A 13,187-nucleotide genomic window follows, 5' to 3' on the forward strand; every position below is an offset into this window, starting at 1 on the left:
TTCAGGTAGACAAATTCATCGAAACGGCGTCAATGCGCCTGCGCGGACGGCATCAGCTGCGTGTCGGCGACATGCGCGCGCAGTTGGCCGCGCACCGCGTCCAGCGTGGCCGCGTCCTGGCCGCGCTTGGGAATGATCACGCCCTGCAGGGTGCCGAGAATGACGTAGAGGTGTTCCGGGGTTTCTTCGACCCGCCGCACATCGGACCAGTCCATGCGCCCAGAGGCCGCGGCGGTGGAATCCGAAATGCCCTCGGGGCCGAAATCCAGCTGATGCCGCCCCAGGAAGAGGTCGTCGGGCTGCCTGGCGAGCATGCGCCGCGTGTTCATTTTCACCAGGGCGGGCAGCACGTATTCGTAGGCCAGCGCCAGCACCGCGAGGATGCCCAGCCCCACCGCCAGCCCCTGGAAATACACCGGAAGCAGTTGACCCCAGTTCGGGCCCTTGCCATCCCAGGTCTGCCAGACCAGATAGGCCAGCAGCGCCACGACCATCAGGATGGCGAAGCGCAGGTGCGACCGGTAGCGGCGGCGGCGCAGCTCCGGGCGTTTGTACACGTAGACGGCGAAGTCGGCATAGTCGTCGGCCGTCAGGTCGACGTCCATGCGGGCCTGCCCGGACGCGGATCCGGCCATCAGATGTCCAGCTCCGCCAGGTTGCCCTTTTCTTCGATCCAGGAACGGCGCTGCGAGGACTCGCCCTTGCCCATCAGCATGTCGAACATGCGGGTGGTATCTTCGGGAGTCTGGTCGCCGTAGCCCACCGGCAGCAGGCGGCGCGTGTCCGGGTTCATGGTGGTTTCCCACAGCTGCTCGGGATTCATTTCGCCCAGGCCCTTGAAGCGGCTGACCGCCCAGGCGCCTTCACGCACGCCTTCCTTGCGCAGCTTGTCCTGCGCGGCCTCGAGTTCGCCTTCGTCCAGGCAGTAGATCTTGCGCGCCGGGCGCTTGCCCTGCGCGGGTACGTCCAGGCGAAAGAGCGGCGGCTTGGCCACATAGACGTTCCCGGCTTCCACCAGCTTGGGGAAATGCTTGTAGAACAGCGTCAGCAGCAGCACCTGGATGTGCGATCCGTCGACGTCCGCGTCGGACAGGATGCAGATGCGGCCGTAGCGCAGGCCGGACAGGTCCGGCGTATCGCCGGGGCCGTGCGGGTCCACGCCGATAGCGACGGAAATGTCGTGGATTTCGTTGTTGGCGAACAGCCGGTCGCGATCCACTTCCCAGGAATTGAGCACCTTGCCGCGCAGCGGCAGGATGGCCTGGAATTCCTTGTCGCGGCCCATCTTGGCGGAGCCGCCGGCGGAGTCGCCCTCGACCAGGAACACCTCGGTGCGCGACGAATCGCTGGATTCGCAATCGGTCAGCTTGCCCGGCAGCACGGCCACGCCCGAACTCTTGCGCTTTTCCACCTTCTGCGCGGAGCGCTGGCGCGCCTGCGCCTGGCGAATGGCCAGTTCGGCCAGCTTTTTGCCGTACTCGACGTTGCTGTGCAGCCACAAGTCGAGCGCGCTCTTGGAAAAGCCGCCCACCAGGCGCACCGCGTCGCGGCTGTTCAGGCGCTCTTTGATCTGGCCCTGGAATTGCGGGTCCAGCACCTTGGCCGACAGCACGAAGCTTGCGCGCGCAAAGACGTCCTCGGGCAGCAGCTTCACGCCCTTGGGCAGCAGGCTGTGCAGTTCGGCGAAGCCCTTGACCGCGCCGAACAGGCCTTCGCGCAGGCCGGACTCGTGGGTGCCGCCGGCCGGCGTGGGAATCAGGTTGACGTAGGACTCGCGCACGGCATTGCCGTCTTCCGTCCAGGCCACCACCCATTGGGCGCCCTCGCCTTCGGCGAAATTCTCGTGGTCGGCGCCGGCGTACTGCTGGCCCTCGAAGAACGGCACCATCAGCTCGGCCCCCGACAGCGCCTCGGACAGATAGCCGCGCAAGCCGTCCTGGTACTGCCAGGTGCGGGTGTCGCCGGTCTTCTCGTTGATGAGGGACACCTTCACGCCGGGCAGCAGCACGGCCTTGCTGCGCAACAGATGCGTCAGCTCGCCCAGTGGAATGTTGGGGCTGTCGAAGTATTTGGCGTCCGGCCAGACGCGCACGCGGGTGCCGGACTTCTTGCGGCCGCCCTGGTCGTAGGGCGCCAGGGGCTCGGCGACATCGCCGCCCTTGAAAACCAGACGGTTGACCGCGCCATCGCGCCACACCACGACTTCCAGGCGCGTAGCCAGGGCGTTGGTGACGGAAACGCCAACGCCGTGCAGGCCGCCGGAGAAGGCGTAGGCGCCGCCGCCCGCCTTGTCGAACTTGCCGCCCGCGTGCAGGCGGGTGAACACCAGTTCCACGACGGGAGCGTGTTCTTCGGGATGCAGGCCGACGGGAATGCCGCGCCCGTCGTCCTCGACGGAAACGCTGCCGTCCGCGTGCAGCGTGACCTGGATCTGCTTGCCGTAGCCGGCCAATGCCTCGTCTGCGGCGTTATCAATGACCTCCTGCACGACGTGCAGGGGGTTTTCGGTTCGGGTGTACATGCCCGGGCGCTGGCGCACGGGCTCCAGCCCCTTCAGGACGCGAATGGACGCCTCGGTGTAACGTGGAGTGGCCAAGTTATCCCCAACATCTGTGGAAAAAAACCGACATTTTACGGATAAGCCCAGGTTCTGCGCGGCTCCCGGTGGGATGCGCACGACCTGACCACCTCCGAATTCGGTAGGATGACGACAATCACAGCCGGCGCATCGGGGCCACACGGCCCGGATCGCGACAACTGCGCCGCAACATCCTACACAAATCCGGCAAACCCTGTTGTTATTAACAGTGGTAGTGCCTGTTGTTATTGACAGTGGTATGCTTTAATCCATTCCACAAACAAGAACAACGGCAAGGCGCATCCTTTTTTTGCGCGCCTTTTGCTGCCGAACCGAGAATCACCATCATGAGCGACCAAATCAAGAACGTCAGTGACGCCAGCTTCGATGCCGATGTGTTGAAGTCCGGCCAGCCGGTGCTGGTGGACTACTGGGCTGCCTGGTGCGGCCCCTGCAAGATGATTGCCCCAATCCTGGAAGAAGTCGCCAGCGAATACGCCGGCCGCCTGACGATCGCCAAACTGAACGTGGACGAAAACCAGGGCACCGCCGCCAAGTACGGCATCCGTGGCATTCCCACCCTTATGCTCTTTAAAGACGGCCAAGCCGCCGCCACCAAAGTTGGCGCGCTGTCGAAGTCGCAACTCACCGCATTCCTGGACGGCGCGTTGTAAACTGCGTGCTGTGAACGAAGGCGCCGTCCAGGTGGCGGCGCTCATTCAATACCGCGCGAGCCCGTCCGTGGCGCGCCGCCAGAACCCTCCTTTACTTTTCCCCCAACACTCACCGCGATGCACCTCAACGAACTGAAGGCGCTGCACGTCTCGCAGCTGCTGGAAATGGCCGCCGGCCTGGAAATCGAGAACGCCAACCGCCTGCGCAAGCAGGAACTGATGTTCGCCATCATGAAACGGCGCGCCAAACAGGGCGAGCAGATCTTCGGCGACGGCGTGCTTGAAGTCCTCCCCGATGGCTTCGGCTTCCTGCGCTCGCCCGAGACCTCGTATCTGGCCAGCACGGACGATATCTATATCTCTCCTTCGCAGATCCGCCGCTTCAACCTGCATACCGGCGACTCGATCGAAGGCGAAGTGCGCACGCCCAAGGATGGCGAGCGCTATTTCGCCCTGGTGAAGGTGGACAAGGTCAACGGCGTGGCGCCCGAAGCGATCAAGCATCGCATCATGTTCGAAAACCTGACGCCGCTGCATCCGAACCGGACCATGCGCCTGGAACGCGACATCAAGAGCGAGGAAAACCTCACGGGCCGCATTCTGGACGTCTTCGCCCCCATCGGCATGGGCCAGCGCGGCCTGATCGTCGCCAGCCCCAAGTCCGGCAAGACGGTGATGATGCAGCACATCGCGCACGCCATCACCACGAACTACCCCGACGCGGTCATGATCGTCCTGCTGGTGGACGAGCGCCCCGAGGAAGTGACCGAAATGCAACGCACGGTGCGCGGCGAAGTGGTGGCGTCGACCTTCGACGAACCCGCCACCCGCCACGTGCAAGTCGCGGAAATGGTCATCGAGAAGGCCAAGCGCCTGGTCGAAATGAAGAAAGACGTCGTGATCCTGCTGGACTCGATCACCCGTCTGGCGCGCGCCTACAACACCGTGGTGCCGGCCTCCGGCAAGGTGTTGACCGGTGGCGTGGATGCCAACGCCCTGCAACGTCCCAAGCGCTTCTTCGGCGCGGCCCGCAACCTGGAAGAAGGCGGTTCGCTGACCATCCTGGGCACGGCGCTGATCGAAACCGGCAGCCGCATGGACGAAGTCATCTACGAAGAGTTCAAGGGCACCGGCAACTCCGAAGTCCACCTCGAGCGCCGCCTGGCCGAAAAGCGCGTCTACCCGTCGATCAACCTGAACAAGTCGGGCACCCGCCGCGAAGAGCTGCTGATCGCTCCGGATCTGCTGCAGAAGGTCTGGGTGCTGCGCAAGTTCATCCACGACATGGACGAAGTCCAATCCATGGAATTCATCCTGGACAAGATGCGCGCCACCAAGACCAACGCCGAATTCTTCGACATGATGAAGAAGAAGTGATCCCCCCCGAAGCGCTGCGCGCTTCCCCCCCAGGGGGGCGCCGCTACGGACCGGCCGAGCCGGCTCCGTGCGGCCTGGCTCTTGGAACATCCTCTTTTTATTGCCTTGGGACCGGCGCTCGGCCGAGGGCTTAGTTCCCGAGGAAGTCTTCCAGCTTGCCGGGCGCCTCGGGGCGCTTCGTCTGCTTGTCCGCGGCCACGGACTTGCCGGCCGAGTCGATCGGCTCGATTTTCGGGTCGTCCCAACTGCCTGTCACGGCGTATTCCATGGTCATGGCGCGCGCCAGCGGCTGCTTCAGCAGCCACTGCGTCACGAATGCGCCCAGGCCGATCAGCGGATTGACCGCCAGCGCCGTCACCATGGCCGCGCCGCTGGCATCCAGGTTGGGAATCACCACCGCTTTCAGATCCCAGCGTTCCCGGATGATGTTGACGCCCCCCGCCAGCACGATCGCGGCGACGGGTCCGTTGATCTTGTAGCCTTCCGTGGACGCCACGCCGTCCTTGACGTTCACCCGGCCGCGTATGGTGTCGAAGGGAAAGCCGTCGCGCAGCAGATTGGTCGGATTCACGTCCAGCCGCGCCAGCCGTTGCAGCGATTGCAGGGACAGCAGTTCCAGCAATCGGGCCGTGCGGGAATTGACGTGCATGAAGCGGCCCTTGTCCAGGCTGACGTCGACCTCGCCCGCCAGGTCTTCGATCTTGTGGGTCCAGGGCAGGTTGCGCCACGTCGCCTTGCCCGTCATCGTGCCCTGCCCGGCGGAGACCACCTTCTCGAAGCCGATGCGGTCCATGAACTTTCCGATGTCGTCGTACTTCACCGACGCGTCAACGGTCAGCCCCCGGTCCGCGCCCTCCAGCCGCCAGTTGCCCGTCGCGTTCAGGGAAGCCGCCTCATTGACGATGGATAGCTTGTCCAGCCGCCATTGGCGGCCGCGTTCCAGGTTGGTGCCCTGCACCTGAAGCTCGCCCAGGTTCTTGCCATAGAGCCGGAATTCCTTGGCCTGCAGGTCTATCGCGGGGATGTCCGACAGATCGCTGGTGGACGACAAGGCCTCGTCCGCGTCGTTGGTGTCGCCCTCGCCGGCCAGCGACAGGTGCTTCAGGCGCGCGGTAATCTGCCCGGCGATGGCGCCCGACGCCTCCCGCCATTCCAGCGAACCCGCAGCCTGGCGGGACTGCAGTTCCACGCGCCATTGCGCCGGCCCGGGCCGCGTGGCGTACAGCGTCAGGTCGTTCAGGGAGTAGCCGCCGGTGCGCAACAAGCCCGTCGCCAGGCTGATACGCTCGGCCGCGGGCAGCATCGGCCGGGCGGCGGCCTTGCCCTTGGCGCCGCCCTTGCCGGCGGCTGGGCTGAAGCCGTCGGACACTTTTTCCCAGGCGTCGAGGTCCAGTTCCGGCAGGCTGGCGTTCAGGCTCACGCCCCGCTCCGGCAGGCTGGCCGGACGGCCGATGCCCAATGCGCCGCGCGCGAAATAGGACGGCGCACCCTCGGACGGGGCACGCTCGAGCAGCACATTGACCCCGTCGCCCAGGCTGGCCGTCAGCCAGCGGCGGTTCTGGGCGCCCCGGTCCTGGGCGGGCGACCATTGCACTTTCAGCAACTGCGACGCCTGTGCCGGCTTGCCCACCGGGGCGGGCATGTCGATGGCCATCCCCACCAGATCGGACTCGACGGAGATATCCACCGCGCCGCCCCGCTGATAGCCCACCTTGCCTTTGTAGGCGGCCTTGCCCGAAAAGCGCGACATCGACGGCGTATTGCTCAACTGGGTCAGCGCCGGCCCCGCCAGCGTGCCCTCGAACCGCAACGCGTCCGAACCCTGGACCAGCCGGCCGGAGATCCTGGCGGGGCCGCCCAGGAATTGCGCCCGGATCTCCTTGGTCTCGACGCCCTTCTCCGAAAACTCCAGGTCTCCGTGCATCTGGCTGAGCAAGGGCATTTCTGGCATGAACGTGAAACTGTTGTCAGCAAAGCGGATGCGCCCCTGGACCTGCGTATCGTCGGTATTCAGCAAAGGCACTTTCAGCTTGAGGCCCACCCGCCAGTCGCCGGTTCCCCGGGCCTCTTCCAGGGCGCCGTCCAGCAGGGCCCCCAAGGGCGAATTCGCCGACAGCGCCAGGTACGCCGGCACCGTTCCGGACGTTTCCCCATTGAGCAGCAATTCGGAGTTTTCCTCCATGTTGGGAATGGTGGCGGAAACGGCCCCCAGCGTCACGGTCTGGCCCGGGCCCACATGCGCCACCGCGCCGCCCGGGCTGTCCAGCGTCAGGCTGACCTTGTCGATGCGGAAACTGCCGGACAGGTTCTCCAGCATCGGCCAGCCCTTGCTGTGCCCCCGCGCCGGCGCGTAGTCGACCTTGGCGCCGGTATACGCGCCCGCAATGACGAACTCGCCCTGCGAGGCGGGATCGGCGTAGGGGAAATCGTCCAGGTCGCCCTTGAGCGTGATGGAGGCGGATTGCATCTCGCCGGCCGGCAGGCCGGTTGCCAGCCATTCGCGCGCATCCGCGTTGACCTCCAGCGGCAGGTAGCGGTGGATCGCGGGCATGGAGCCGCGGACCATCGTGCCGCGCATGTCGACGCTGCCCGCCGCCGTCTTGCCTTCGCGCTGCCATTGGCCCTGCAAGCGCACGTCGATGTCGTCGTTGGCCAGGTGCAATTGGGCGACGTCCACGAACCAGTGTTTCGCATCCGGCCCCTTGATGCTGGCGTCTAGCTCGATCTCGCGCGCGTTCAGCGTGGGATCGGCGAACACGCCCGGCAGCGTCACGGCCAGTTGCTCGGCCTTTCCGGTGATGGACAGGTCCGCGGCCCCCGGGCTGCGCGCCAGCGGCACATCGTCAAGCTGGACGAAATCGCCGGGCAGGCCCTGGATACGCGCTTGCGCATAGCCCGCCCGGAAGCCGGGGCCATCCGGCGCAGCCGCCCAACGCGCGCCACGCACTGCCGTATCCGCGGTCAGCACCGTGAATTTGCCCCGTTCGAGCTGCAGCCAGGCGCGCGCGCTCAGGCGGCCCACCACGGTGGGAAGGTCGAACCACGGCGCCCAGGCCAGCGGCTCTGCATCGTCCACCTGGGCATAGAGCTGACCGCTCCAGTTGCCGGGATTCGCGGCGTTCACCGCGAACAGGCTGCGGTTGAATTCGCCGCGCAGTTCGATCTTGCGCGCCAGCGCATCGCCGGCGGCGGCCCGGAGCACGAAACGATGCGACAGGCTGCCGTTGCGCGCCAGGAAATCCACCCCCGAGAGCGTCAGCGCGGGCGCCTGGCGCAGGTCGTCCTGCCAGCGGATGGTGGCGCCGCGGACCCGCAGCTCCCGCTGCGCGGCCAGCCAGCGCAAGGCGGGATGGTTCAGGTCGGAGCCATGCTCGCTGGCATTCAGGTCGATGTCCTGGCCCGCCACCCACAGATGGTTCGAAGCATCGCGCCGCAGCGTAATCTCGGGCCGTTCGACCTGCAGCCTCGCCAGCTTGGGGGACAGCGCCAGGATGCTGCGCCAGCCCATCACGGCGGAGACGGACGGCAAGGTCAGCACCGGGTCGACCTCGTCGTCGTAGACCTGCACGGACGTCAGGTCCAGCCGGGGATTCAGCCCCTGCCAGTCCGCCTGAATGGCGCCGATCGCAACCCGCGAGCCCAGCGCCTTGCTGGCGTAGGCTTCGATCTGGGGCCGCCATTGGTCTATTCTTGGAAGAACCCAATAGCGCACGCCCAGCACGCCGACGGCCGCGACGCCATAAACGGCCAGCACCACCCAGAACAGGCAGCAGATCGTTTTTCTTGCCGCCGGGCCAGCCCAGGACGAACGGCCCCCATTGGGGGCGACAGGCCCGCTTTGCGGGTCCGATGTGGGGGCCTTTTTTGAAACAGACACGGATCAGTGGGCAGGAGAATTGTCTTGCGGTATCGTCCCCACTTATACCTGAAACGAGCCTATTCCGCCGCCCCTTTCGCCATGTCCACGCCCTCCCTGCCCGCCCCCGCCCTTGCCTGGTCCGGCTATCTGCGCCGCCGACTCGACGCCCATCCGGATCTGGCTGTCTGGCTCGAACAGGCCGTGCTCCAGCCGGTCACGCCCGCCCGCATCGCCGAATGGCAGACCGAGCTGGCCGGGCCTGGCGCGCCTGATGTGCTGCCCGTCGACGCCTGCCGCAGGGTATTGCGCAAACTGCGCGAACGCATCTTCAACACCCTCATCGTGCGCGACCTGGCTGGCAACGCCCCGATCGAGGAAGTCGTGGGCGCCATGACCGCGCTGGCCGATGCCGCCGTGGCCGCGGCGTACCGCAGCGTGGCGGCCGACCTGGCCGCCGTCCACGGCGTGCCCCGGGACCCCGCCACCGGCAAACCGCAGGAAATGCTGATCGTGGGCATGGGCAAGCTCGGCGGCTGCGAACTGAACGTGTCCTCCGACATCGACCTGATCATGCTGTACGGCGAGGAAGGCGAGACCGACGGCCCGCGCCGCATCAGCCACCACGAGTTCTACGGCCGCCTGACGCGGCGCATGATGCCCGTGCTGTCGGAAGTGGACGCCGACGGGCAGGTCTTCCGGACCGACTTGCGGCTGCGCCCCGATGGCGATTCCGGCCCCCTGGCATGGAGCCTGGACGCGCTGGAGCACTACCTGATCGGCCAGGGCCGCGAATGGGAACGTTATGCGTGGCTCAAGGCGCGGCTGATGCCGGCCCAGGCGTTCGAAGGCAGCGATAGCGCCGCCCAGGCGCGGCAGCTGGAAAGCCTGCGCGTGCCCTTCGTCTACCGCAAGTATTTCGATTTCGATGCCCTGGCCGCCCTGCGCGCCCTGCGAGAACGCATCCGCCAGGACTGGCAGCGGCGCGCCCAGGCGCGCAGCGGCATCGACAGCGCGAACAACATCAAGCTGGGCGACGGCGGCATCCGCGAGATTGAATTCGTGGTGCAGCTTGCCCAGCTGATCCGCGGCGGCCGCATGCCCGCCCTGCAGAAGCGCGGCCTGCTGGAAGCGCTGCATGCGGAAAGCGTCGCGGGCCTGATGCCCGAGCAAGACGCCCGGCGCCTGGAGGAAGCTTACCGCTACCTGCGGCGCACCGAACATGCCCTGCAGTACCGCGAGGACGCGCAAACCCATCTGCTGCCGGGCGATCCCGCGCAGCGCGCCGACCTGGCCGCGGCGCTGGGCATGAGCCCCGAAGACTTCGAAAGCACGCTGGCCGCGCACCGCGAATTCGTGTCGCAGACGTTCCGCAACGTGTTCCGCATCATGGGCATGGGCGAAACCGAGGACCCGCCGCCCGCGCCGGGCGCAACCGAACCCTCGTCCTGCGAGGACGATACGGACGGCAACAGCGAACTGGCCCAACAGATCCGGCAAGCCTTCGGCGATGCCGGGCAAGACCTGTTGCGCCGCACCGAAACCCTGCTCAACAGCCATCGGGTGCGCAGTCTGCCCGAGAGCAGCCGCAAGCGGATGGACGTGCTGCTGCCCGCCGCGCTGCGCGCCGCTTTGCAGACCCCGGCCCCGCTGGAGGCCACCGTGCGCCTGTTCGACCTGATCGAAAAGATCGCGCAGCGCAGCGCCTACCTGGCCCTGCTGGCCGAGTACCCGGACACCCTGGCCCGCGTCGCCCGCATGGTCGCCGCCAGCCCCTGGGCCGCCCAGTACCTGACGCAGCATCCCCTGCTGCTCGACAGCCTGATCGACTGGCGCACCCTGTTCGAACCGCTGGACTTCGTCCAGATCGCGCGCCAGCTGACCGCGGACCTGGACGCGTGCCGCCTGCCTGACGGCGATCCCGACATCGAACGGCAAATGAACCTGATGCGCGACGTGCAGCGCCAGGCCAGTTTCCAGCTGCTGGCGCAGGACCTGGAAGGCGAGCTCACCGTGGAAAAACTGGCCGACCAGCTGTCCGCGCTGGCCGACCTCCTGCTGACCGAAACCATCCGCCGCGCCTGGCCGCTGGTGAACCGCCAGGAAGGCGCCGCCGCCCGTTTCGCCGTGATTGCCTACGGCAAGCTGGGCGGCAAGGAACTGGGCTATGCCTCAGACCTGGACCTGGTGTTCCTGTTCGACGACCCGCGCGAGGATGCCGCCGAGGTCTATGCCAAGCTGGGCCGGCGCATGACCTCCTGGCTTTCGACCATGACGTCCTCGGGCCGGCTGTACGAGGTGGACCTGCGCCTGCGGCCGGACGGCGACGCCGGCCTGCTGGCGGTCTCCGTCGAAGCCTTCGAGCAATACCAGCACAAGCACGCCTGGGCCTGGGAGCACCAGGCGCTGACCCGCGCACGCCACGCCGCCGGCGATGCCGGCATCGGCGCCCGGTTCGAACGGATCCGCGAAGACATCCTGGTGCTGCCCCGCGACGCCGCGGCGCTGCGCGACGAGGTGCTGGCGATGCGCGAAAAGATCAACGCGGGCCATCCCAACACCAGCCAGCTATTCGACCTGAAACATGATCGGGGCGGCATGGTCGACGTGGAATTCGTCACCCAGTACCTGGTGCTCTGCCATTCGGGCACGCACCCGGAACTGGTGCGCAATCTGGGCAACATCGCGCTGCTGCGGCTGGCGGGCGAGGCGGGCCTGATCGCGCCGGAACTTGCCGCCCGCGCCGGCGACGCCTATCGCACGCTGCGCCGCGCCCAGCACCAGTTGCGCCTGCAAGGGGTGGAAAAGGCGCGCGTCGCGCCCGATCAGCTGCAGGACGAGCGGGCCGCCGTACGCGAGCTCTGGACGGCGGTACTGGGATGAGCGCCGCCGGGCACCGCGCTCGCGGCAACTCGTCGTAAAATAAGGGGTTTTCCGAATTTTCCTGTCCGCAAGCCATGTCCGATCTCGTGCGCCCCCAACTCGACCTGCCCACCGGCCGCAGCAAAGTGCTGCTGCACTCGTGCTGCGCGCCCTGTTCCGGTGAAGTCATGGAGGCCATGACGGCCTCGGGCATCGATTACTCGATCTACTTCTACAACCCGAATATCCATCCGGTCAAAGAGTACGAAATCCGTAAACAGGAGAACATCCGGTTCGCCGAACAGCACGGCATCGAGTTCATCGACGCCGACTACGACATGGACAACTGGTTCGACCGCGTCAAGGGTCTGGAAGATTCGCCCGAACGCGGCGAGCGCTGCACGGTCTGTTTCGACATGCGTTTCGAGCGCACCGCGCTCTATGCGCACGAGCACGGTTTCGACACGATCACGAGCTCGCTGGGCATCTCGCGCTGGAAGGACATGAACCAGATCAACGGCTGCGGCGAGCGCGCCGCGGCCCGCTACGACGACCTGGTCTACTGGACCTACAACTGGCGCAAAGGCGGCGGCTCGTCCCGCATGATCGAAATCAGCAAACGCGAGAATTTCTATCAGCAGGAATATTGCGGCTGCGTCTATTCGCTGCGCGACACCAACCGCCACCGTCGCTCGCAAGGCCGCGACCGCATCTACATCGGCGTGAAGTTCTACGGCAAAGAAGACCTGATCAACGACGAACAGCTCTGATCGGCCGGCCGGGGCGGCCCGCCCTGGAAAGCGCCCGGCGTGGGCGCTAGCGCTCCTGGCGCCGGTATTCCGACGGCGACGCGCCGAAGCGTTTGCGAAACGCGTGGCTGAAGCGCGCGGCGTCCGAAAATCCGAAGCGGTAGGCAATATCCCCGATCGACCGGGCGGACTGGGCCACGTCGCAAAGCGTGTCCCGGCAGCGCTCCAGCCGCGCGCTGAGGATGAAGTCGGCAGGCGTGGTGGACGCCTGCGCAAAGAGGTTGTACAGGTACCGCCGCGACACCCGGAAGGCCGCTGCGGCGCTGGCGGGAGACAGCGCCGGATCATGCAGGTTTTCGAGTATGTGCTGCTGCACGCGGCGCAATTGCGCCTGGCGCAGCTCGGCCTGGTCTTGTTCGGCCAGCGCGCCGGCCTGTTCGCTGATGTCCAGGCCCATCATCTGCAATACCGCGTTGGCGGCGTCGCGCGACGCGCTTTCCGACAGGTGAGCGTGTTCGGTCATCGCCACGCGCAGGAGGTCCATGGCCATGCGGCCGCAGCCCTGGCGGGCGCTGAAGCGGCGAGCCACTGCGTTCTGCATGAACGGCTGCCAGGCCTCGACGTGCTTGCCGGGCACTTGCATCACCAGGAAATGCGCCCCATCGTCCACATCGACTTCGTACGGGCGGGTGGTGTCGTAGATGCCCCATTCACCGGGCATCAGCAAGGCGCTGCGCCGGGCTTGGCGGATTTCGCTGCGGCCCGACAGTTGCAGCGTCACTTTGTAGCCCGCCGCCACGGACTGGTCGGCCTGCAGCTTGCTGCGGCGCACGCGCTGCGCGCTGCTGCGCAGCTCGCTGACCTGCATCCAGCCCAGAGAATCCACCGCCACGCTGTTGCGGAAACGCGCGGGAAACACGGCGGACACTTCCAGGGGAACGAAGGTATCGCTGACACTTTCCTGCCAGCTGGCGCAATCCAGGAAGTGCCTGGGCGCGCTGCGCAAAAGAGACTGAGACATGGCGACTCCGGAATGCTGCCTCTTTCTAGCATCGGGCGGCGGAGGGGAGTATCGGTAACAACCCCTAAGT

8 protein-coding genes are annotated in these 13,187 nt (G+C 66.4%); 4 read left to right on the plus strand and 4 right to left on the minus strand.

All coding sequences use genetic code 11. The annotated features are described in order from the left end of the window. Positions 1–29 precede the first annotated feature (29 nt). Together AGI3411_RS18110 and parE are read right to left on the minus strand one after the other, a co-directional pair. A complete protein-coding gene (locus tag AGI3411_RS18110; protein ID WP_129528741.1) occupies positions 30–635 on the minus strand; it encodes a YcxB family protein in 606 nt (201 codons plus the stop codon). Then, on the minus strand, positions 635–2,596 hold the full coding sequence (parE, locus tag AGI3411_RS18115) for a DNA topoisomerase IV subunit B (RefSeq protein WP_165359203.1): 1,962 nt from the start codon (positions 2,594–2,596) through the stop codon (positions 635–637). Before parE ends, AGI3411_RS18110 begins: the two co-directional genes overlap by 1 nt. Before the next feature lie 329 nt (positions 2,597–2,925). Between parE and trxA the strand changes: the two genes are divergently transcribed. Both trxA and rho read left to right on the plus strand, forming a co-directional pair. Further along, positions 2,926–3,252, plus strand: a complete 327-nt coding sequence (gene trxA, locus AGI3411_RS18120; RefSeq protein WP_088145935.1) for a thioredoxin TrxA — start codon at positions 2,926–2,928, stop codon at positions 3,250–3,252. 117 nt (positions 3,253–3,369) lie between these two features. Next, positions 3,370–4,629, plus strand: coding sequence for a transcription termination factor Rho (rho, locus tag AGI3411_RS18125; protein WP_006218533.1), 1,260 nt, complete (start codon positions 3,370–3,372; stop codon positions 4,627–4,629). A gap of 130 nt (positions 4,630–4,759) precedes the next feature. On the opposite strand, the gene AGI3411_RS18130 is transcribed toward rho, so the two are convergent. Continuing rightward, positions 4,760–8,383 carry a YhdP family protein gene (locus AGI3411_RS18130; RefSeq protein ID WP_129528742.1) on the minus strand — a complete coding sequence of 1,208 codons (3,624 nt, stop codon included), beginning with the start codon at positions 8,381–8,383 and terminating at the stop codon, positions 4,760–4,762. 204 nt (positions 8,384–8,587) lie between these two features. On the opposite strand from AGI3411_RS18130, the gene glnE reads away from it, so the two are divergent. Together glnE and AGI3411_RS18140 are read left to right on the plus strand one after the other, a co-directional pair. Next, on the plus strand, positions 8,588–11,368 hold the full coding sequence (gene glnE / locus AGI3411_RS18135; protein ID WP_129528743.1) for a bifunctional [glutamate--ammonia ligase]-adenylyl-L-tyrosine phosphorylase/[glutamate--ammonia-ligase] adenylyltransferase: 2,781 nt from the start codon (positions 8,588–8,590) through the stop codon (positions 11,366–11,368). A 74-nt stretch (positions 11,369–11,442) separates the two neighbouring features. Next, positions 11,443–12,117, plus strand: a complete 675-nt coding sequence (locus tag AGI3411_RS18140; RefSeq protein WP_129528744.1) for an epoxyqueuosine reductase QueH — start codon at positions 11,443–11,445, stop codon at positions 12,115–12,117. Between the two features lie 46 nt (positions 12,118–12,163). Here the strand turns inward: AGI3411_RS18140 and AGI3411_RS18145 are convergent, their stop codons facing one another. Continuing rightward, positions 12,164–13,117 carry an AraC-like ligand-binding domain-containing protein gene (locus AGI3411_RS18145; protein ID WP_129528745.1) on the minus strand — a complete coding sequence of 318 codons (954 nt, stop codon included), beginning with the start codon at positions 13,115–13,117 and terminating at the stop codon, positions 12,164–12,166. Positions 13,118–13,187: the final 70 nt, after the last annotated feature.

The organism is Achromobacter agilis, assembly GCF_900496965.1.
Taxonomy (GTDB): domain Bacteria; phylum Pseudomonadota; class Gammaproteobacteria; order Burkholderiales; family Burkholderiaceae_B; genus Achromobacter; species Achromobacter agilis.